This window comes from Cupriavidus respiraculi, from assembly GCF_914271545.1.
Classification (GTDB): Bacteria; Pseudomonadota; Gammaproteobacteria; order Burkholderiales; family Burkholderiaceae; genus Cupriavidus; species Cupriavidus respiraculi.
The window spans coordinates 661,713-683,304 of the sequence record NZ_CAJZAH010000001.1; the positions used below are offsets into that span (position 1 = coordinate 661,713).

17 protein-coding genes are annotated in these 21,592 nt (G+C 70.3%); 3 read left to right on the forward strand and 14 right to left on the reverse strand.

What is annotated here, in order from left to right; translation table 11 throughout:
- Positions 1 to 11: 11 nt before the first annotated feature.
- Positions 12 to 1,232, reverse strand: coding sequence for a CaiB/BaiF CoA transferase family protein (locus tag LDO27_RS02910; RefSeq protein ID WP_224039529.1), 1,221 nt, complete (start codon positions 1,230 to 1,232; stop codon positions 12 to 14).
- A gap of 186 nt (positions 1,233 to 1,418) precedes the next feature.
- Here LDO27_RS02910 and prpR point away from each other — a divergent pair, with 186 nt between their 5' ends.
- Entirely contained in the window at positions 1,419 to 3,353 is a 1,935-nt protein-coding gene (gene prpR, locus LDO27_RS02915) for a propionate catabolism operon regulatory protein PrpR (protein ID WP_224039530.1), read from the forward strand.
- 5 nt (positions 3,354 to 3,358) lie between these two features.
- Here the strand turns inward: prpR and LDO27_RS02920 are convergent, their stop codons facing one another.
- The 5 genes from LDO27_RS02920 to LDO27_RS02940 form a co-directional block, all read right to left on the reverse strand.
- Positions 3,359 to 4,312, reverse strand: a complete 954-nt coding sequence (locus LDO27_RS02920) for a tripartite tricarboxylate transporter substrate binding protein (protein WP_222206401.1) — start codon at positions 4,310 to 4,312, stop codon at positions 3,359 to 3,361.
- A 90-nt stretch (positions 4,313 to 4,402) separates the two neighbouring features.
- Complete coding sequence (locus LDO27_RS02925; RefSeq protein ID WP_224039531.1) at positions 4,403 to 5,305, reverse strand: amidohydrolase family protein; 903 nt, start codon at positions 5,303 to 5,305, stop codon at positions 4,403 to 4,405.
- 21 nt (positions 5,306 to 5,326) lie between these two features.
- The gene (locus tag LDO27_RS02930) at positions 5,327 to 6,319 is read right to left on the reverse strand and encodes a Bug family tripartite tricarboxylate transporter substrate binding protein (RefSeq protein ID WP_224039533.1); all 993 of its coding nucleotides are present in this window, start codon (positions 6,317 to 6,319) and stop codon (positions 5,327 to 5,329) included.
- Positions 6,320 to 6,453: 134 nt separating this feature from the next.
- Positions 6,454 to 7,341, reverse strand: a complete 888-nt coding sequence (locus LDO27_RS02935; RefSeq protein WP_222206410.1) for an isocitrate lyase/PEP mutase family protein — start codon at positions 7,339 to 7,341, stop codon at positions 6,454 to 6,456.
- Entirely contained in the window at positions 7,338 to 8,528 is a 1,191-nt protein-coding gene (locus tag LDO27_RS02940) for a TauD/TfdA family dioxygenase (RefSeq protein ID WP_224039535.1), read from the reverse strand. The genes LDO27_RS02935 and LDO27_RS02940 overlap by 4 nt, the downstream gene beginning before the upstream one ends.
- Before the next feature lie 104 nt (positions 8,529 to 8,632).
- On the opposite strand from LDO27_RS02940, the gene LDO27_RS02945 reads away from it, so the two are divergent.
- Complete coding sequence (locus tag LDO27_RS02945) at positions 8,633 to 9,532, forward strand: LysR family transcriptional regulator (RefSeq protein WP_222206415.1); 900 nt, start codon at positions 8,633 to 8,635, stop codon at positions 9,530 to 9,532.
- 24 nt (positions 9,533 to 9,556) lie between these two features.
- On the opposite strand, the gene LDO27_RS02950 is transcribed toward LDO27_RS02945, so the two are convergent.
- Positions 9,557 to 9,928, reverse strand: a complete 372-nt coding sequence (locus tag LDO27_RS02950) for a hypothetical protein (protein ID WP_222206418.1) — start codon at positions 9,926 to 9,928, stop codon at positions 9,557 to 9,559.
- A 224-nt stretch (positions 9,929 to 10,152) separates the two neighbouring features.
- Between LDO27_RS02950 and LDO27_RS02955 the strand changes: the two genes are divergently transcribed.
- The gene (locus LDO27_RS02955; protein ID WP_224039537.1) at positions 10,153 to 11,202 is read left to right on the forward strand and encodes a LacI family DNA-binding transcriptional regulator; all 1,050 of its coding nucleotides are present in this window, start codon (positions 10,153 to 10,155) and stop codon (positions 11,200 to 11,202) included.
- Here the strand turns inward: LDO27_RS02955 and LDO27_RS02960 are convergent.
- From LDO27_RS02960 to LDO27_RS02990, 7 genes are all read right to left on the reverse strand, one after another.
- Positions 11,191 to 11,898, reverse strand: a complete 708-nt coding sequence (locus LDO27_RS02960) for a sulfite exporter TauE/SafE family protein (protein WP_224040781.1) — start codon at positions 11,896 to 11,898, stop codon at positions 11,191 to 11,193. The two genes, LDO27_RS02955 and LDO27_RS02960, sit on opposite strands and share 12 nt — an antisense overlap.
- A gap of 2 nt (positions 11,899 to 11,900) precedes the next feature.
- The gene (locus LDO27_RS02965; RefSeq protein WP_224039539.1) at positions 11,901 to 13,367 is read right to left on the reverse strand and encodes an amidohydrolase family protein; all 1,467 of its coding nucleotides are present in this window, start codon (positions 13,365 to 13,367) and stop codon (positions 11,901 to 11,903) included.
- A 70-nt stretch (positions 13,368 to 13,437) separates the two neighbouring features.
- Complete coding sequence (locus LDO27_RS02970; RefSeq protein WP_224039541.1) at positions 13,438 to 14,769, reverse strand: uracil-xanthine permease family protein; 1,332 nt, start codon at positions 14,767 to 14,769, stop codon at positions 13,438 to 13,440.
- Positions 14,770 to 15,037: 268 nt separating this feature from the next.
- Positions 15,038 to 17,332 (reverse strand): xanthine dehydrogenase family protein molybdopterin-binding subunit, encoded by a 2,295-nt coding sequence (locus LDO27_RS02975; protein ID WP_224039542.1) that lies wholly within the window; start codon positions 17,330 to 17,332, stop codon positions 15,038 to 15,040.
- A complete protein-coding gene (locus LDO27_RS02980) occupies positions 17,329 to 18,411 on the reverse strand; it encodes an FAD binding domain-containing protein (RefSeq protein ID WP_224039544.1) in 1,083 nt (360 codons plus the stop codon). The genes LDO27_RS02975 and LDO27_RS02980 overlap by 4 nt, the downstream gene beginning before the upstream one ends.
- Positions 18,408 to 18,965 carry a (2Fe-2S)-binding protein gene (locus tag LDO27_RS02985; protein ID WP_224039546.1) on the reverse strand — a complete coding sequence of 186 codons (558 nt, stop codon included), beginning with the start codon at positions 18,963 to 18,965 and terminating at the stop codon, positions 18,408 to 18,410. The genes LDO27_RS02980 and LDO27_RS02985 overlap by 4 nt, the downstream gene beginning before the upstream one ends.
- Before the next feature lie 273 nt (positions 18,966 to 19,238).
- Positions 19,239 to 21,533 carry an ATP-binding protein gene (locus LDO27_RS02990; protein ID WP_224039547.1) on the reverse strand — a complete coding sequence of 765 codons (2,295 nt, stop codon included), beginning with the start codon at positions 21,531 to 21,533 and terminating at the stop codon, positions 19,239 to 19,241.
- Positions 21,534 to 21,592: the final 59 nt, after the last annotated feature.

The following is a 21,592-nucleotide window of genomic DNA, read 5'->3' on the forward strand; positions in this document are numbered from 1 at the left end:
GCCGTCCTCCCTCACGCCACCGCGCCCGCGGCGCGCAGCGCTTCGAGCCGGGCGGCGTCGTAGCCGAGCCAGTCGCGCAGCACCGCCTCGGTGTGTTCGCCGACCGTCGGCGGCGGCGTGTACCCCGACGTGCCCGTCTCGGACAGCTTCACGGGGTTGCCCGGCATGCGGACGGTTTCGCCGGTGCGCAGCGGCACCTCCACCACCATCTCGCGCGCCAGCACCTGCGGTTCCTGCAGCGCGTGGGCAAAGTCGTTCACGGGGCCGCACGGAATGCGCGCCTGGCGCAGCCGGTCCAGCCAGTAGGCCGACGACTCGCGGCGCAGTTCGTCGCCGATGATGGCGTCGATGCGCGCCTTGTCGGCATAGCGCCCGGGCTGGCGCAGGTATTCGGGGCGGCGCAGTTCGGGATGATCCAGCACGCTGAGGAAGCGCTCGAAGAAGGCGTCGCCGATGCAGGCGATGATGATGTGGCCGTCGCGCGTGGGGTAGGTGTTGTACGGCACGTGCACGAAGTGGCTGTTGCCGATGCGCTCGGGAACGATGCCCGACATCAGGTGCATCGTCGCCATGTAGTTCAGCAGCGAGATCTGCGCGTCCAGCATCGAGATATCGACGTGCTGGCCGCGCCCGGTCTGCTCGCGCGCGGCCAGGGCCGCCAGCACGCCGATCGCGCCGAACAGCCCGCCGCCGAGGTCGCCGACCGGAATGCCGCTGCGCACCGGCGGGCCGTCGCTCATGCCGGTGATCGACATGCCGCCGCCCATCGCCTGCACCACCTGGTCGAACGCCGGCTGCTGGCGGTCCGGGCCGGTCTGGCCGAAGCCGGTCACCGAGCAGGTGATGATGCGCGGATTGACCTGCGACAGGGCCGCGTAGTCGATGCCCAGCCGTTCGGTCACCCCGGCGCTGAAGTTGTCGAACACCACGTCGGCCTTGCGCACGAGGTCCAGGAACACCGCGCGTCCCGCCTCGCTCTTCAGGTCGACGCAGACGCTTTGCTTGTTGCGGTTCAGCGTGAGGAAATAGGCGCCCATGCCGTCGCGGGAGTATTCCTCGCTCTCCGCCAGCAGCCGCCGCGTGCCCTCACCCGTCCCGGGCGGCTCGACCTTGATCGTGCGCGCCCCCAGGTCGGCCAGCAGCATGGTGCCGTAGGGGCCCGACAGCATATGGGTCAAATCCAGCACGGTGATGTGTCCGAGCGCCTGCATGCCTTCCTCCTTCAGTGTCATGGCCTTGCAGGCGCAAGTGCCATGCCACACGAGCGGTGCGCGGCAAGTCCTTGATTTGGCTCGAATCGTCATCCGGCTTGGCGTTCGTCGGTGTTTCATGAAACACTGCGCGAAACATCGATGAAACGGGCCGCCGCCCGCCGCCGCAAACGCGGCACGCGCAGGACGGCCCGGCAAGGAGACACCATGCGCACGACCCTGGCCGAGCGCGGCACGCGCCCGCGGCTTTGCTTTCTCAGCTACAAGCACCTGAGCCGGTTCGCGATGACGGTGCTGGACGAGTACGCCGACCGCGCGGACATCGAGGTGGTCAACGCCTCCTTCGACGGGGCGCTGGATGCCGCCCGCGAGCGCATCCGCGACGAATCGGCCGACGCGTTCATCAGCGCCGGCGCCAATGCCACGATCCTGCGCAACGCGGTGCAGGCGCCGGTGGCCACCATCAAGCTCAGCGGCTTCGACATCCTGCTGGCGCTGCTCAGCGCGCGGCGAATCTCCACGCGGGTCGGCGTGGTGATGTACGGGCAGAGCATTCCGGAACTGGAGGCCATCCGCGACCTGCTGAGGATCGAGGTGGCCCAGTACGCCTACCGCACCCCGGACGAGGCGCGCCGCTGCTTCGAGCTGCTGGTGCGCGACGGCTACGAAGTGGTGGTGGGCTCCAGCCTCGTGGTGGAGTTCGCCGAGCAATACGGCTTGCAGGGGCGGCTGGCCTATTCGCTCGGCGCGGTGCGCCAGGGCATCGAGGATGCGATCGAGCTCGCGCGCGTGGCGCGTCTGGAGGCCGGCCGCTACGAGCAGCTCAACGGCGTGCTGCACAACCTGCAGGAAGCGGTGCTGGCGGTGGACCGGGACAATCGCGTGATCGCCGTCAACCCGCCCATGGAAAAGCTGCTCGGCCGCGTGCGTGCGCGGCTGCTGGGCCAGCATCTGGAGGACATCGAGCCCGCCCTGTCGCTGCAGGCCACGCTGGAGAGCGGGCAGCAGGAGCGCGGCGGCGTCATGCGCCATGCGCAGCGCGACTGGATCGTCAATCGCACGCCGATCCGCGAGCATGGCGAAACGGTCGGTGCCGCCATCACGCTGTACGACGCGCGCAGCATCCAGGATGCCGACGCGAGCCTGCGCAGCCAGCAGCGCCGCTACCAGCCCACGGCGCGCTACCGCTTCGGCAACCTGATCGGCCACAGCCCGGCCTTCGTGCGGGCTTGCGAGAGCGCAAAGCGCTTTGCCCGCACCGACCTGACGGTGCTGCTGTCCGGCGAAAGCGGCGTGGGCAAGGAACTGTTCGCGCAGGCCATCCACAACGACAGCAAGCGCGCGGGCAAGCCGTTCGTGGCCGTCAACTGCGCCGCCTTTCCGGAAGCGCTCCTCGAGAGCGAACTGTTCGGCTACGAGGAAGGCGCCTTCACCGGCTCGCGCCGCGGCGGCAAGCGCGGGCTGTTCGAGGCGGCCCACACCGGCACGCTGTTTCTGGACGAGATCGGCGACATGCCGGTCTCGCTCCAGACGCGGCTGCTGCGGGTGCTGCAGGAGCGCGAGATCGTGCGGCTCGGCGGCGCCGTGCCGATCCCTGTCGACGTGCGGATCATCGCCGCCACCCACCAGCCCCTGCCGCAGCTGATCGCGGCGAGGCAGTTCCGGCAGGACCTCTACTACCGCATCAACACGCTGCAACTTGCGCTGCCGCCGCTGCGCGAACGCCAGCCGGACATCGAGGCGCTGGCCGTCGTGCTGCTACGGCGCAGCCTGGACCGGGTCGACTGCGCGCTCGATGCGGCGGCGCTGGTGGCGCGGGTGCGCGACAGGCTGGTGGCCTATCCGTGGCCAGGCAACGTGCGCGAGCTGGAAAACCTGTGCGAGCGGATGGCGGTGTTCTTCTCGCAGTGGGAGCACATCGGCGAGATCGCCTTCGACGCGCTGCGCCACGATTGCCCCGAACTGTACGCGGGCGTGGGCACGCCGCCGGGCCATCCGTCCGATGACCGCGCGCGCGTGCTCGATGTACTGGCCGCGTGCGGGGGCAACCGGCAACAGGCGGCGCAGCGCCTGGGCATCAGCCGCGCCACGCTGTGGCGGTGGATCAAGGAGGCGCGTGAAGCCCCTGCGCCGGAGCGCTGAGCCGTTTAGCTCAGCCGTGTGCCGGTCAACGCCACCACCTTGGCCCAGCGCGCGATCTCGCTTTGCAGGAAGCGGGTGAACTCGGCCGCGCCCTGCCCCGCCGGCGCCAGTCCTTCGCTTTCCAGCCGTTTGCGCATGGCCGGCGATGCCACCGCGGTGCGCACCGCCTTTTCCAGCGGCTGCACCACGCTGGCCGGCATGCCGGCAGGCCCGAGCAGGCCGTACCACGAGCTGTAGTCGAAGTTCGGCACCACGTCGGCGATCGGCGCCAGATCGGGGAAGGTAGCGAGCCGCTGCGTGGTGCTCACGCCCAGGCCCTTGATCTTGCCCGCCTGCAGCAGCGGCTGCACCGTGGCGACGTTGCCGAGCAGCAGATCGGCCTGGCTGGCCACCACGTCGGCCACCGCGGGCGCGGCGCCCTTGTACGGCACGCTGACCAGATCGATGCCGGCCTCGCGCTTGAGCATCTCGCCGGCCAGATGGTTGGCGCTGCCCACGCCCGCCACGGCCAGGCTCAGCTTGCCGGGCTTGGACTTGGCCAGCGCGATCAGCTCGCGCACGTTGGCCACGCCCAGGTCCGGCCGCGACACCAGGATCAGCGGCGAACTGGCGATCAGCGAAATCGGCGTGAAGTCCTTCAGCGGATCGAAGGGCTTCTTGTCGAACAGCGCCGGGTTGATGGCATGGCTGGTATAGCTGAGCAGCAGCGTGCCGCCATCGGGCTCGGCCTTGGCCACGGCCATCGCGGCAATATTGCCCGCGGCGCCGCCGCGGTTCTCGACGATGAACGAGTGTTTGAGCCGCTGTTCCAGTTCGGCGCTCAGTGCGCGCGCCACGAGGTCGGTGCCGCCGCCCGGCGTCGCGCCGACCAGCATCTTGGTGACCGAGGGCGCGGCGTATAGCGCGCGGGGCAGCATGGCGGTAGCGGCCGCCAGGCCCAGGAAGTCGCGTCGTTGCATATGTCTCTCCGTGTTCTGTTGTGTTTGCCAGGATTCTTGTCAGTCGCGGGCCGCTGCATCGGCGGCCCGTCGCGGTTGGGGTTCGCGCCCTCAGCGCGGAAAGCCGTAAAGCTGCGCGGGGTTTTCCACGAGGATGCGCTGCCGGATGCCGGGGTCGGGCACCCAGCTGGCGAAGGTGTCGATCAGCTCGCCGTCGTCCGGCACGGTCTGCGGCGCGTTCAGTGCCGGGTGCGGCCAGTTGGTGCCGAACACGAGCCGGTCCGGCCGCGCGTCCACCAGCGCCGCGACGATGGGGGCCATGTCGGCATGGCCGGGGCCCGCATCGGAGCGCCGATACCAGCTGGAAATCTTCGCCCAGCAGTCTTCGCGCCGGCGCAGCAGCCGCAGCAACGCCTGGAAGCCGCGGTTGCCGGGGCCTTCCGCGCCGCGCACGCAGCCCAGGTGGTCGAACACCAGCGGCACCGGCACGCGCATCAGCTCGTCCTCGAGATCGGCGATCTCGTCGGCGTGGGCCACATGCACCTGCACGTGCCAGCCCAGCGGACGAATGCGCGCGGCGTACTCCCCGATGGCCTGCGTGCCGCCGTAGCCCTTCACGTGCGTCGAAACGCGAACACCCCGCATGCCGCCGGCATGCAGGGTGTCGAGCTCGTCGCGGGTTACGCCCCGGTGCAGCCCGGCCACGCCGCGCGCGCGGTCCTGGCCGAGCGCGGCGATGGTATCGAGCGTCAGGCGGTTGTCCGCGCCGTAGACGCTGGCGCTGACCTGCACCGTGCGCGTGATGCCGACCTGCCGGCACATCGCGAGGTACTGGTCCAGCGTGGCGCGCGCCGGCGTGTACGACCGCCCGGGCACCAGCGGGTAGCGCCCGGGGTCGTCATACACATGGCAGTGGCAGTCGGTGGCGCCGTCGGGCAGCCGCGTGCGGGGCGGCGACGCCGGTTCGCGCGGCGGCAGGCATACCGGCGCCGCCGCGGCGGGCTGATGCGTCATGGGGTCTCCTGTTCTCGCGATCTACCTGGGCGCGGTGACGCCGGCGTCCCGGATCACCTGCTCCCACTTCGTGGTCTCGGCCCTCAGCGTCTTGTCGAAGTCGCCGGCCGCTCCGGTCTGCACGTCGGCGCCGAGCTCGCGCAGCTGCTTCGCGGTGCTCTCGCGCGCCAGCGTCTTTTGCAGCGCCGCGTTGATGTGCGTGAGCACCTCGGGCGGCGTGCCCTTCGGGAACATCAGGCCGGTGGTGGTGGCGGCCTCGAAGCCCGGCAGGCCCCCTTCGGCCAGCGTGGGCAGATCGGGCATCACGGAGGTGCGCTGCGCCGTGGTGACGCCCAGCGCCTTGAGCTTGCCGGCGCGGATCTGCGGCAGCGTCGAGGCCAGCTGGTCGAACGTGAGGTCGACGTGGCCGCCGAGCAGGTCGGCCACGGCCAGGCTGCTGCCCTTGTAGGGCACGTGCAGCAGCTTCGTGCCGCTCTGCTTCTGGAAGTATTCGCCGGTCAGATGGGCCGCAGTGCCGACGCCCGCCGTGCCGAAGGTCAGCTTGCCGGGCTGGGAGCGCGCATAGGCGATGAACTCGGCCAGCGACCTGGCCGGGACTTTCGGGCTGACGACCAGCACCAGCGGCGCCCGGGAGATGGGGCCGGCCGATACCAGGTCGCGTTCGGGCGACAGGGTCGCTTCCGGGTTCAGCGCCTTGAGCGTGGCGAGCGCGCCCGTCGAGGCGAGCAGCATCGTGTAGCCGTCCGGCGCGGCGCGCGCCACGGACTCGGAGCCGACGAGGCCGCCCGCGCCCGCACGGTTCTCGACCACCACGGTCTGGCCCAGCGCGTCGCTCAGCCCGCTCGCGACGATGCGCGCGGTAGCGTCGATATTGCCGCCCGGCGGGAACGGCACGACGAGCTTGACCGGCTTGTCGGGATAGGCAGCCATCGCCGCGGGAGTGGTCGCGGCCGCAGCCGCGAGGATCGCGGTACCCAGCAGTTTGCCGAGTACCTTGTGGAGGCGCTTTGTCATCGTTGTCTCCCCCGGGGTTGGGGTCATGTGGTCATGATGCGCCGGCCGGTCTTTGCCAGCCTGTCGGCATGGGCCGGTCTGCCGCCGGCTTGCTGCTGTCGCGCTCTTGCGCGACGCGTGGTGCACCGCCGCGCTCAGCCGTCCTCGGCGTAGCGCCGGGCGGTATCGAGCAGTTCAGGCGTGCCGATCACCTCGTTGAGCGCGTCGAAGTCGTTCATCTCGTCCTTGAAGGCGCGCGTGGTGCCCGCCTCCTTCAGGCCGGCGAAATAACGCTGCAGCTGGCGCGAGGCAAAGCGCACCGTGCCGCCCGGATAGATCACGATGCGGTAGCCGCGCTGGCCCAGCTCGTCCGCGCTCTGGATCGGCGTCTTGCCGCCCTCCACCATATTGGCCAGCAGCGGCACGCGGGAGGCGAACTGCGCGCAGACGCGGTCCATGTCCGCGGCCGATACCACCGCCTCGATGAACAGCGCGTCCACGCCGCAGGCGAGATAGGCCTCGGCGCGCTCGATGGCGGCGTCCAGCCCTTCCACCGCCACCGCGTCGGTGCGCGCGAGGATCAGCGTATCGGCATGGTGGCGCGCGTCCAGCGCCGCCCGCAGCTTGCCGCACATCTCGGTCACCGATACCAGCGACTTGCCGGCCAGGTGGCCGCAGCGCTTCGGAAAGCCCTGGTCCTCCAGTTGGATCATCGCCGCGCCCGCGCGCTCGAAAGCGCGCACCGTGCGCTGCGTGTTCAGCGCGTTGCCATAGCCGGTATCGCCGTCGACGATGATGGGCAGCGCGACGCGGTCGGCGATGCGCGCCAGTACGTCGGCGGTCTCCGTCGCCGTGGTCAGCCCCACGTCGGAGCGGCCCAGCAGCGTGTAGGCCACGGCCCCGCCCGACAGGTAGAGCGCCTCGAAGCCCGCCTGTTCGGCCAGCAGCGCGGTCAGCGCATCGTAGACGCCCGGCGCGAGCACCGGACGGCCTTCCTGCAGCCGCGCCTTGAGCAGGGTCGATTGCACGCCGGCGCCACTCATGCCGCCTCCTGGGCCGTGCCGTTACGCTCGTACTCGGCCAGGATCCGCGTCATGTCCTCCTGGCGGACCTGCGGGCGCCACGCCTCGCGTGCCATGCCGAGCGCATCCGCCTGGCGCTTCTCGTAGTCGAGGAACGCCTGCGTGATGGCGCTGCCGCGCACGCCGCCGCGCACCGACCCGGCGCGCACGTCGCCGTAGTACTCCTTCCAGTCGTCGGGCAGCGGCTGCGAGCCCGGCACCGCCAGCCACAGGCGGAACAGGTGGCGCTTGCGGTCCGGCTCCTCGTGGTCTTCGAACGGGGTGCGCGAGTGCAGCGTGACGTAGTTGTTCAGCAGCTGCATGTCGCCCTGCTCCAGCTCCATCGTGTAGCACAGCAGTTCGCTGGGCATCAGCTCGTCCAGCAGGTCCAGCGCCTCGTTCTGCGCGGGCGTCAAACGCGGGATCTCGGGGAAGTCGCGCTGCGCCGCGACGGTGTTCTTGCGGTTGGTGCGCGCGGCGAAGAACTCGGGATGGCTGCCGAAGATCGGGCAGCGGTAGTACTGCGGCTGCACCGGGTCCTGCGTGCCCTGGTAGCTGTGGAACCAGGTGCCCTTGAGCACCGGGATCAGGTCGGGACGGCGGCGCTCGAGTTCCTCGTACAGCGCGATGGAGCTGATCACCTTGCTGGTGCCGCCCGCCTTGGCGGTGCGCCGGCACAGCAGGCCGACCACGTCGCACGAGTCCTGGTGGAAGTCCAGCCCCGCATTGGTGTTGTAGCCGCGGCCGCCCTTGACCTTGTACTCGCCGCCTTCGTTGCGCACGTCGTTCATGAACTCGCTGGCGCGGTTCTGCGTGCGGCCCACGCCCATGTACAGGCTCATGCCCCAGTAGGCCAGGCGGGCCTCTTCCTCGGTCCATTCGTCCACCGGGAAGCCCTTGACCAGGCACATGCCCCAACGGCCCTGCGTGGTGTCGATGGCGCGCTGCAGCACCTCGCGGGCGGCGTCGTTCAGCGGGAAGTCCGCCTGCTCCATCTCCAGCAGCGGCTTGTTCAGCGAGCGGGCATGGACGAGCGCGTCGCGCATGCCCTGCACCTGTTCCTCTGTCAGGCGCAGCACCCAGGAGGTGTCCTGGCGTGCCTGTTCGGCGGTCCACGCCCGCGGGCGCTGGCCCGGCTGCGTCGATCTGGTAGGGGCTGAGGCGGACATCGGGGGCTTCTCCATGTATCGGTACGTGACGTTGAGGAGAAGTGTACCGATGGGAGTACCATGAGAAAAGCGAACTTATTTGCGATTCTTCATAAGGAATTTTGATGAAGATTGAGACTTTCCATACCCTGGAAGCCGTCTTGCAGACCGGCACTTTCGCCGGCGCGGCGCGCCAGGCCAACGTCACCCCCAGCGCGGTGAGCATGCAGATGAAGCAGCTGGAGCTCTACCTGGGGCGGCCGCTGTTCGACCGCTCGGGCCTGCAGGCGCGCCCCAGCGCCCTCGCCCACGAGGTCTCGGCCACCATGCGGCAGGCGCTGCAGAATCTGGAGGCGCTGCGCGCCGGCAGCAGCATCGCGGTGGAGGGCGTGGTGCGCCTGGGCGTGATCGAGTCGCTGCAACCGGTGGTGCTGCCGGGCATCGTGCGCTTCGTGCGCGAGCGCCATCCGCGGCTGGAGCTGCGGCTGATCCGCGGCCGCAGCAGTTCGCTGACCGCCGCCGTCAAGGCCGGCGAGATCGACGCGGCCCTGGTCGCGCAGCCGCCCACCGGCGGCTCGGCCCGACTGCGGTGGACGCCGATGCTGCGGCGCGAACTGGTCCTGATCGCCCCGCCCACCTCGACCGAGGCCAACGTGGCGTCCCTGTTCCGTCTCTACGACTGGATCCGCTACGACCGCAATACCGTGTCGGGCGCGATGGCAGCGCAGTACGTCGGCACCCACGTACCCGAGATCCGCGGCACGCTGGAATTCGACAGCGCACCGGCCATCGTCGCGATGGTGAGCGGCGGCCTGGGGGTGTCGGTGGTGCAGACCCCGGACCCGATGGTGCTGCAGGGCTACCCGGTGCGCATCGTACGGCTGGGCCGGGCTGCCCCCGTGCTGACCATGGCGCTGGTCACGCGCAAGGCCGACGACGACAACCGCTCGGTGGCCGCGGTGCGCGACGCGATGCGCCATACGCTGGCCGGCGTGCAGCGGCACGCGGTGGCGACCGCGCATTGACGCGGTCGCCGGGGCCGAGGCGGCTCAGGCTTCCGGCTCGTCTGCGCACAGCAGCCGCACCGCCGTCTCCTGGTCCAGGCCGAGCCGGTACTGCGTCGCCAGATAGTGGGCCAGCCGCGCGATGCGCTCGGGCGTGCTGCCCGCGGCTTGCAGCTGCGCGCGGTAGGCCTCGACCTCGCAGGCGAGCCGATAGGCCTTCGACAACAGGTAGCGCGGGCCGTGGGTGAGCGGCCGGCGCCAGAATTGCCGCACGTGCGCGAGTTCGTGGGCAATCAGGCCCACCGAGGTGCCGGGGCGCAGCAGCACGATCGGACCGAGGCTGAGGCCGTCGAAGCGCCGGGGCACGAAACGCCGGGTTTCGATCAGTACACAGCGGGGGTCGCGCAACGCTTTCATGGAGCGGAAATGGTCGGTGTTTGCTTGCTGGCCGCACGCGTACGCAAGCGCGGCCGCGACGCGCGCCGGCCTGCCGGGGATAGGCCAGTCTATCGTATGCGGCCGCCGTGGCAACACGACAAAAGGGGGTTTCGCGCGCGCCACGGGCATGTACACTTCCGCTCCAGACGCCATGCCCCTCGGCGCGTCGCTTCTCCAACCTCCCTCTTCCGCCCAGCCTCCGCATGACCGACACCAGGCCGCGCGCCTCCGGACCGCAGCAACGCATCACCATCCATGACGTAGCCCGCGCCGCCGGCGTCTCGCTGACGACGGTGTCGCACTCGCTGAACGATCGCGGCGTGGTGGACCCGCTCACGCGCGAGCGCGTCAAGCGCGTCGCGCAGGAGCTGGGCTATCGCGCCAGCGTACGCGCGCGGCGCCTGCAGTCCGGGCGCGCCAACTGCATCGCCCTGGTGTCCTCGATGCCCTTTGCGGTGGCCGGCGGCACGTCGCGGCTGGGCTTCATGATGGAAGTGGCCGCCATCGCCGCGGAGGCGGCCATGGCGCGCGGGCTCGGCGTGGTGCTGGTGCCCCCGCTGGATGGCGCCAACGGCCTGCTCGATTCCCTCGATATCGACGGCGCGGTGGTGATCGAACCCGTCGCCGGCGACACGCACCTGGCGGCGCTGCGCCAGCGTGGCGTGGATGTGGTGTCGATCGGCCGCGAGCCCGGCACGGACCAGCCGCTGCCCTTCGTCGACCTGCAATCGGCCTACACCGCCCACCTGCTGCTGGACCATCTCTACGCGCAGGGGCGCCGCGAAATCGGCCTGCTGATCGGCGCGTCGCGGCGGCAGTCCTATGTGGAAACGGAGCAGGCGTATCGCGAGTTCACCGGTGGGAGGGGCCTGCCGTGCCATATCGCGACGGCGCAGGAGCACGAGGGCGAAGCGGGCGGCGCGGCGGCCTGCGCCGCGCTGCTAGGGGCGCATCCGGGCATCGATGCGCTGTGCGTACCGGTGGACGCCTTCGCGGTGGGGGCCGTGGCTCACGCCCGCGCGATCGGCAGGCGTGTGCCGGAGGATCTGATGGTGGCGACCCGCTACGACGGCATCCGCGCCCGCACCGCGCAGCCGCCGCTCACCGCGGTCAACCTGCATCTCGAACGTGTCGCATCGCTCGCCGTGGAACTGCTGTTCGAACATGTTTCCGGCAACCGCGAACGCGGTTCGGTGGCGGGCCCGCTGCCCGAGCTGATCGTTCGGGCGTCCTCCTCTGCGTCAGCCGCGTAGCAGCACCACCAGTCCCGACACCAGCGCGAACACCAGCACGCCGATGCGCAGCGCGCGCTGGTTGATGCGCCGGTGCACCAGGTGGCTGGCGAACATGCCTAGCGCCAGCACCGGCAGCAACCCGGCGGCATACGCGAGGTGCGCGGCCTCCACCCGCCCGCCGACGGCCAGCACCACCAGCGAGATGATCTCCCCGACGAGGAAGCACAGCGCCACGGTGGCGCGCAGCGTTGCCACCGGCGCGTGCTGGTAGGCCAGCGCGAGCGGCGGGCCGCCCACCCCAGTCGCGGTCTCGGTGACGCCGGTGATCAGGCCGGTGGACGCGAAAGTCAGCCTGCCGGGGGTGAAGGCCGGCGCGGCGAGCGAGACCAGCGCCGCGAGAATGGTGCTGCCGCCGACGAGCGCGTTGAGCCAGGCCATCGGCACCGCGACCAGCACCCACAGTCCGCCGAAGGTGCCCGCCAGCCTGCCCGCGCTGATCCAGCCGGCGCCGCGCAGATCGATGGCGTGGCGCTCGCGCCAGGCCACGTAGGCGTTCAGCGGCAGCATGGCCAGCAGCAGCGCTGCCGGCAGCATGGCCGGCGCCGCCAGCGCGAGCACCGGCACCACGATCAGCGCGAAGCCCATGCCGGTGGTGCCCTGCACCAGCGCCCCGGTGAAGACGGCCGCCAGCACACTGAACAGCATGATGTCCATCGTCACGCCCTCTCGCCGGTGGCGGGACGCGCCGCGCGTAGGTTGTCGCGATGCCGGTCCGCGGGCTCGTGCAGCTTGCGGATGGGCGCGCCCGCGATGGTGCTGTCCGCCATCTGGCGGATGTCGCGCATCAGCGCGCGGGCGTCCCAGTCCAGCGGCCAGCCGTTCCACAGGCGCGGCCGGCCGTCCACGAACACGGCCCGGATCTGGTCGCGGTTGGCCAGCCGAACCAGTTCCCACGTCAGGTCCCATGAGGGCGTCATCTCTGGCACGTCGAGGTCCACCAGCAGGAAATCCGCCTGCTTGCCCGGCGCGATCTCGCCGGTCACTTCGCCCAGCCCCGCGGCCGCGGCCGCGTCGTGGGTCGCCATGTCGACCCAGCGCCAGCCGGCCCCGCACGACGAGTCCCCTACGCCGATGCCGAAGGCGAAGCGCTGCGCCGCCTCCGCATAGTCCAGCAGCCGGAAGCCATCGCTGCGTGTGCCGTCGGTACCCAGCCCCAGGCGCACGCCGAAGGTGGCCATCAGCTCGGCCGGCGCCACGGCATTGCCCTTCCAGGCGCTGGCGACCGGGTTGTAGGCCACCGCCGCGCCGCTATCGGCGAGCAGCCGGATTTCGCCGGGCGTGACCAGCGTAGCGTGAGCCAGCAGCGCGGCCGGACCCAGCGCGCCGGCCGCGGCCAGATGTTCGATCGGGCGCTGCCGCCTGCTGTCCAGCGAACGCTCCACCGCCACGAGATGTTCGTTGGCATGCGTCTGGAAGATGCGGCCGGCCTCGGCGCACAGGTGGTAGACCTGGCGCAGCATCGAATCGCTGGCCACCTCCGGAATCGAGATGGCCAGCGAAGGCACCACCAGCGGCTGGCCGGCCCAGCCTGCCAGGTGCTGCTCCGCCCGGCGCAGGATCGGCGCGGGGTCGAGGGTATCGGTGCCGGGCCTGTCGTTGCAGATCAGTCCGAGCACGCAGCGCACGCCCGCATGGCCCACCGCCCTGCCGATCGCATCGAGCCCGGCCTCCGAGCGCGTGCCGGCGTCGCACACGGTGGTGAAGCCGCCGCGCAGGGCTTCCAGCGCGGCGAGCTTCGAGGACAGATACAGATGCTCGCCGGTCAGGCTGCCCTCGAGCGGCACCCATACGCGGCGGAAGATCTCCGAAGGCTCGCCGAACACCAGCGACTTGCCGAACGCCTGCGTGAGATGGTGATGGGTGTCGACAAAGCCCGGCATCAGCAGCGTGCGCGGCAGCGGCAGCGCCTCCAGATGCGGGTACTCGGACGCGAGCCGGGCCGCAGGCCCGACGGCGGCGAAGCGACCGCCCTGCACCACCGCCGCGTGATCGCGCACGGCGCCCTCCCGCAGCAGCATCCATTCCGGCTGGAGGATGCGAGGTTGATCGAAGTGGGCAGGCAGCAGGGCTGCGCCGGTGTCACGCAGCGGCGCGGACGCCGCTGCATTGGAAGCGATAGGCATACAGGCAGGACTCGATGGTGCGCCCGCCGCGAGGGCGGGCCGTGGATCAATGGGTCAATGAATCAATGGATCAATGGACGGCGGGCAGCTTGCCGGCGGCGCGGCGCAGCCCGGTATGGAAGAACAGGAAGTTCATCAGCGCAGCGGCGATGGCGCCCATGGCGACGCCGTTGCCGACCAGGATGCGCACGTTGGCCGGCACGCTGCCGTAGATGCCGGGCACCAGGATGGGCAGCAGGCCCACGGCCAGCGCCACGGCCACGATGTACATGTTGGCGTGGTCGCGCAGGTCGACCTTGCGCAGCATGTCGATGCCCATGGTGCCGACGATGCAGAACACGATCAGACCGGTGCCGCCGACCACCGCTTCCGGTATGGCGCTGAGCAGCGACGACACCGGCGCCAGCAGGCCGAACAGCACCAGGATGCCGCCCGACATCGCCGTGACGAAGCGCGAGCGCACGCCGGTGGCGCGGATGATGCCGATGTTCTCGCCGCTGGTGATGATCAGCGACGTGCCGAACACTCCGCCCAGCAGCGACGTGATGGCGTCGCCGCGGATGGTGCGCGGCACGTCGCGCTGCTCGTCGACGGGCTTGCCGACCGCCTCGCCGATGGCCACGGTCTGGCCAGTGGCCTCCACCATCGACACGATGGAAAACACCATCAGCGGAATGGCGGCGATCAGGTCGAAGCGCGGCCAGCCGAACGGCAGCGGCGACGGTACCGCGAGCAGCGGCCACATCGAGACCTGCCCGACGTGGAAGGCGCCCATCAGCGCGGCCAGCACGCCACCGCACAGCAGCCCCAGCAGGATGGCGAGCTGGCCCAGCATGCCGGTCAGCAGTCGCGAGAACAGGACGGTAAACCCGATGGTCGCCGCCGCCAGCATCAGGTTCGCCGGCGCGGCGAAGCCGGGCGTGCCGGGATGCCCCGCCACCAGCTTGCCGGACACCTGCGCCAGATTGATCGCCACCAGCAGCAGCATGGTGCCAACAACGACCGGCGGAAAGTAGCGCAGGCAGCGCCGGAACACCGGCAGCACCAGGAAATAGAACACCGCGGTGAGGATCACCGCTCCAGCCGCGGTCTGCACGTCGGTCTGCTGCGCGATCAGGATAAAGAGCACGATGGGCGCCCCGCCCGGCAACATCACGAAGGGCAGGCGAGCGCCGAAGCCGCGGGGGCCGAAGGACTGCAGCAGCGTGCCGATGCCGCAGATCACGAATGTGGCGGCCAGCAGGTTCATCGACAGCGATGGCGAAAAACCGAGCGCCTTGCTCATCAGGAACACCGAGGCGATGGGCGAGGCGGCCATCACCAGGACATGTTGCAGGCCGAAGGCAAACAGCCGCCGCCATGGCAGCAGTTCGTCCACGGCCGCCGGGGCGGGTCGTTGCATGAAGTCTCTCCTTTGGGTGGGACCGACCGGTGAGCTTGGCTTCAGGAGTGCGCCCGGTCTTGTGATGTATGGCTGAAACGGCTCAACCAAAACGTTTTGGTTAGTCTATGGGATCGCGTTTCGACATGCAAGGCCGGATTCGAAACGGCGGGTATGGAGAGTGTTGACGGCGGGGAACGCCCGGCGGGGAGAAGACCGTCGCCCCGTTGCGGAGCGCGGCACGGCGCCAGCGATCGCGGGAGGCGCGAACGCTGGCGCCGCCGGAAGGTCAGCGGGCCATGACCTTGTCCGGCGTCATCGGCGTGGAGCGCAGGCGCCGGCCGGTAGCGTGGTAGATCGCATTGCTGACCGCCGCCGCGACGCCCACGATGCCGATCTCGCCGACGCCCTTGGCGCCCATGCGGCTGACCACGCGATCGTCCTCGTCGACGAAGATCACATCGATATCGTGGATGTCGGCGTTGGCCGCCACGTGGTACTCGGCGATGTTGTGGTTCATGAAGCGGCCCAGTGCGTGGTCGGCATGGGTTTCCTCGTGCAGCGCCTGGCTGATGCCCCACACCACGCCGCCCATGACCTGGCTGCGCGCCGTGCGCGCGTTGATGATGCGGCCCGCGGCCACCGCGCTCACCACGCGTGTCACGCGCACGGTGCCCAGCGCCTCGTCCACCCTCACCTCGCAGAACACCGCCGAATGCACGGCGCGCACGAACTTCTTCTGCTTGAGCACGTTGGGCAGCAGCAGATAGCGCACTTCGAGGCTGCCCTTGCCGTGGGCGAGCAGCACCGCGGTCAGCGGCATGGCGATGGCCGGATTGGCCCGCAGGCGGATGGTGCCGTCGCGGAATTCCACCTCGTCGAAGCCGCAGCCCGCGAGCTGGCCGCCGCGCGCCTTGCGCGCGAGCCGCCATAGTTGCCGCTGCAGGCGCTCGCACGCGCCGTCCACCGCCGAGCCGACGGTGGCGACATGCGAGGAGCCGCCCTCGATCGGGGCCACCGGCAGGTCCGAGTCGCCCAGGCGGAACACCACCTGCTCCAGCGGCAGGCCCATCGCCGCGGCGGCGATCTGCGCCATGGCGGTATAGGTGCCGGTGCCGATATCCGTGGCGGCGCTGGTGACTTCCAGCCGCCCGTCCGCATGCAGCGTGGCGCTGGCGCGCGCGAACATCTGCATCGCGTCCCAGGTGCCGGTGGCCATGCCCCAGCCGATCAGCTCGTGACCCTCGCGCATCGAGCGCGGCTCCTGCGGCCGGCCGTGCCAGCCGAAGCGCTCGGCGCCCTGCGCATAGCAGGCGCGCAGCTCCTTCGTGGAGAACGGCAGGTCCTTGTTGCCGTCGCGCTCGGCGTAGTTCTTCAGGCGCAGCGCCAGCGGGTCCATGCCGAGCGCATACGACAGCTCGTCCATGGCGATTTCCAGGGCATGCACGCCATGCGCGGCGCCCGGCGCGCGCATGTCCAGCGGCGTGTAGTGGTCCAGGTCCACCAGCCGGTACTCGAGCCGCACGTTGTCGCTGGCATAGAGCTGGCCGGACCAGTTGACCACCACCTCGACGTAGTCCTCGCCGCGCGAGGTTTCCGCCACGGCCTCGTGGATCACCGACACCAGCTTGCCGTCCGGCTCGGCGGCGAGCCGCACGCGCTGCCAGGTCTCGGGCCGGTGGCCGAAGGTAAACATCTGCTGGCGCGTCAGCACCACGCGCACCGAACGCTCCAGCTTCAGCGCCGCCATCACGGCGAGCAGCAGCTGGTACTGCGGCCGCAGACCGGAACCGAAGGCGCCGCCGACGAACTGGTTGCGCACGGTGACCTTGCGCTGCGGCAGCCCGAACACGCGCGACACCATCCAGCGCGAGTTCTGCGAGCCCTGGGTCTTGTCGTGGATCAGCAAATGGCCGCGCGCATCGCGGATGACCGTGCTCGCGTGCATCTCCATCGGGTTGTGGTGCTCGACGCCGGCGTAGAACTCGGCGTCGATCTTGACGGGCGCCGCGGCGAAGGCCGCGTCGGCATCGCCCTTGGGCTTGGGCGGCGGCGAGAAGCCGGCCTTCATCGGCTTGGGCTCGTGGCTGCGCGCGCGCTGCGCCAGCAGATTCGTCTCGTGCAGCGCGGCCTCGTAGCGCACGCGCACCAGCGAGGCCGCATAACGGGCGGCCTCGAACGTCTCGGCCACCACCAGCGCGACGGGCTGCCCGCTGTAGCGGACCTGATCGTCGTACAGCGGCTTGAAGGGCGAGCCGGCGGGCGCGGTCATGTCCTTGTAGAACAGGTCCATCGAACGCAGCTTGGGCCGGTTCTCGTGCGTCAGCACATCGACCACGCCCGGCACGGCGCGCGCCGCCGACGTATCGATGCCCGTGATGCGGCCCTTGGCGATCGTGCTGCTGACCACCACGCCATAGGCGAGATCCGCCACGGGATGCTCGGCCGCGTAGCGCGCCCCGCCCGTCACCTTGGCCCAGCCGTCCACCCGCGGGACCGGCGTGCCCAGCGCCACCGTGCCGGTGCCCGCCGGCGCCATCGGCTGCTGGTCTTCGTCGAATGCTTCGAGCGTGGTCTTGGTCATGCTGTGGTCTCCCCGCGCATCGCATCCTGGCCGGTATTGGTGTGCACGCCCGCCGCCGCCATTTCCAGCGCGCGGACGATGGCGCGCTCCGCCAGCGGAATCTTGAAGGCATTGCCGGGCAGGCTCTCCGGCAGTGCCGGGCCGCCCCATGCGCGCGCCTCGCGCAGCACCGCGGCCGCCGCGCGCGCATACGCCTCGGAGCCGGCGCGCTGCCCGGTCAGCAGCGCCTCGGCCTCGCGGTCGCGCCACGGCTTGTGCGCCACGCCGCCCAGCGCCAGGCGCGCGGCGCGGATGGTGCCGTCGTCGTCCAGGTCCAGCGCGGCCGCCACCGAGACCAGCGCGAAGGCATAGGAGGCGCGTTCGCGCAGCTTCAGGTAGCAGCTATGCCGTGCGAACGGGCCCGCCGGCAGGCTGATATGCGTGATCAGTTCGTCGGGCTCCAGCGTCGTGTCCACATCGGGCCGGTCGCCGGGCAGGCGGTGGAACTCCCCGAATGGAATCTCGCGGGTGCCGCGCACGGACTCGACATGCACCGTGGCCTCCAGCGCGGCCAGCGCCACGCACATGTCCGACGGATGCGTGGCGATGCAGTGTTCGCTGGCGCCGAGGATCGCATGCTGGCGGGCGAGGCCGGTGGCGGCGGGACAGCCGCTGCCCGGCTTGCGCTTGTTGCAGGGCACGCCGGCATCGTAGAAGTAGTAGCAGCGCGTGCGCTGCAGCAGGTTGCCGCCATTGGTGGCCATGTTGCGGATCTGCGGCGAGGCGCCCGCCAGGATGGCCGCGCGCAGCAGCGGATAGCGCTCGCGCACCAGCGGATGTTCGGCCGTGTCGGCATTGCGCGCCATCGCGCCAAGATGCAGGCTGCCGTCGGCCTGTTCCTCGATGACCGCGAGCGGCAAGCGGCCCAGGTCCACCAGCGCCGCCGGGCGCATCACGTTTTCCTTCATCAGGTCCAGCACATTGGTGCCGCCCGCGAGAAAGCGCGCGGTGTCGTGCGGCCCGGTATCGGCCACCGCCGCGCCGATGGCGGCGATCGCTTCCGGTACGGTGTCCACACGGTCGTAGCGGAACGGGTTCATGGCGTCTCCTTGCGATGCAGTACCACGCGCGCGACCGCCTCGACGATCTGCGGGTAGGCGCCGCAGCGGCACAGGTTGCCGCTCATGCGCTCGCGGATCTCGTTCTCGTTGGCGGGCGGGGCCTCGTTGAGCAGCCCCGCCGCGGAGCACAGCTGGCCCGGGGTGCAATAGCCGCACTGGAACGCATCGCAGTCGATGAACGCCTGCTGCAGCGGATGCAGGCCCGATTCGGCCTGCTGCAGCTGCGGGAGTCCTTCGACGGTGGTGATGTCGGCGCAGTCGTAGGCGACCGCCAGCGCGAGGCACGCGTTGATGCGGCGGCCGTCGGCGATGATGGTGCACGCGCCGCACTGGCCGTGGTCGCAGCCCTTCTTGGTGCCGGTCAGGTCCAGCCGGTCGCGCAGCAGGTCGAGCAGCGTGACCCAGGGCTCGAGCTTGAGCGCATAGTCGACGCCGTTGATGCGCAGCTTGACGGGGATGGCCGCGGGGGGAGCGGCGGCCGTTGGCGGCTCGTTGGCCACGTTGCCGGTGGCTTCGGCGCGGAAAGCCTGCATGGTCGTCCTCCAGGAGGCGCGATCCGCCAGACCGGATCGCCGATGCCCTCCCCGAAGCAAACCCTGCGCCACACCATGGACGAGGCGCTCCCGCGCCATGCGTGCGCGGCCTTCCTGGCCGGACAGCCACCAGCCGCATGCCCGCGAGACGCCACGGGCGCACGCAAGGCATGCTCCTTTTGATAAATCTGCCGAACAGGATCTACAACGCGCGCCGACAACGGGGATCGACACGGGAGTGGACCCGGGGCCGCGCAAGACGGCCGCGTCCGCTCACCGGTGAACGGACTCCAGGTATTCCAGTATCGCCTGGGGATCGGTCGGCTTGACGAAGTGCCGGTCGAAGCCGGCGGCGGCCGTGCGTGCCTTGTCGGCCTGCGAACCGTATCCGCTGACCGCCGCGATGCGGATGGACTGGCCCCAATCGCGCGTGCGGATCGCCTCGCACACCGCGTAGCCGGTCATGGTCGGCATGCCCAGATCCAGCAGTATCACGTGGGGCCGATGGCGCTCCGCCAGCGCCAGCGCATCTGCGCCATCATGCGCGAGCAACACGTGATGGCTGTCCAGGCGCAACAACGCCGCCATCGATTCCGCCGCGTCGATATTGTCGTCGGCGAGCAGAATGCGCAGCGGCACCACGGTCTGATATTGATCGCCGGGCGGCGGGAGCGCGGCATCCGCGCCGGCCGCGTCATCCAGCGGCGTGCTTTCGGCCTGGCCAGCGGCCGGCAGCACCACGGTGAACTCGCTGCCCTTGCCGGGGCCGGCGCTGACCACTCCGATGGTGCCGTGGTGCAGCTCGACCAGGCGGCGCGCCAGCGCGAGCCCGATGCCAAGCCCGCCGCGCGCGTTGTCCGGCGAGCTGTCGGCCTGGTAGTACAGCTCGAACACGCGACCGATATGCTCGGCGGCGATGCCTTCGCCGGTATCGCTCACGGACACGGCAATGCGGCGATCGGGGCGCTGCCGCAGCTCCATGCGGATGTCGCCACCCGGGTACGAATATCTGGCCGCGTTCGCGAGCAGATTGGAGAAGACTTGCGACAGCCGCACGCCGTCGCCAATCACGTCCACGCGCGTGGCGGGCATCGACACGTGCAGGTCGACCCGGCGGGCCTCCATCGCCGGCCGGGTCGTCTCCACCGCGTGCTGCAGGATCGGCACGAGGTCTACGCGGCGCAGTTCCAGTTCGAGCCGGTCGCGGCTGATCCGGCTCACATCCATCAGGTCGTCGATCAGCCGCGAGAAATGCCCGAGGTTGCGCGCGATGACGCCGCCCGCCTGCCGCACCGCCTGCGCGTCGCCCGACTGCTGCTCCAGGATGCGCGTGGCGTTGCGGATGGGCGCCAGCGGATTGCGCAGTTCGTGCGAGAGCTGCGCAATGAAATGATCCTTGCGCCGGTCCGCATCGCGCAGGGCCTGCTCGTTGATGCGCTGGGTCACCAGGTCGGCCGCCTGGCGCACCAGGATGTCGAAGAGCCGCAGCTCGCGCTCGGTGGGCGCATGCACGGCGGACCAATGGGTGGAGATCATGCCGATGATGCCGCCGTCGCGCGATTGCAGCGGCGTGGTCTGCACGGCGTGGATGCCCAGGTGCAGATAGGTCTGCAGGTCTTCCGTGCCCGCCATGTCGGGGCAGGCTTCGACATCGGGCACGCAGACCCGCACGCCATCGCGCAGTGCGGCACCGCAGGTGCTCTGGGAATCGATGTCGACCCATTTCCAGAATGCGCTCGCGGTCTCGTCGAAACCGTGGCTGGCGAGCAGCTCCAGCGAGCCGGGACCTTCGTCCCTCGGATGCAGCAACTGGATGCTGGCGAACTGCGACCGCATGATGGTGACCGCGGCATGGAGGATTTCCGCGAACAGGTCCTCGGCGCGTTCGGTATGGGCCAGCCGCATGCTGATGTCGTGCAGCAGCCGGGTGTCGGCAAGCTCCTCCGCCATTTCCTGGCGCGCCGCGCGCAGTTCCGCGGTGGAACGCTCCCGCTCGATGAGGATGCTGATCAGGTGGGCGCCGTAGTCGGCCATCTGCAGCGCCGCGCCGTCGGGCTCGCGCGGCGCGGCGAACGCCACGAACAGCGCGCCGATGGGACGGGCCTGGCGGTCGAATACCGGCGTGGAGAACCAGGCGAGCACGCCGGCCTCCAGGCAGCCCAGGCGCCACGGATCGGGCCAGCGGCCATCGGCGGAGACATCGGCGCAGATGACGCGCTGGCTGGCGCACGCGGCGAACGACGATGCCGAGTGTTCATCGGTCTGCGCCCATGCGTGCGTCAGTGACGCGACGAAAGGCAGCGCAACGGCGCGTTCTTCCGCATGGTCGAGCAGCCCGGCCCACTGCGGGGCGAAAGCCACCGCGGCCCGCGCATCGAGCGCCATGCCGAAACTTGCCTTGAGGGCGTCGAGGCAGACCGACAGCGGCTGCCCGGTGGCGATCACCTCGAGCACGCCGGCCGGCATGCCGAAGCCGGCGGTTCCCGTCCGGGCCGCCTGCTCCCCTGCACTGTCGGCGGCGAGCGTCGAAGCGCTCGTCTCGATATTAATTTGTACCGATTGCGTCACATTGTCGCTTGGAAATACCGTGGCCCAACGGCGTCTCGCGATCATAAACCAAGCGCGTC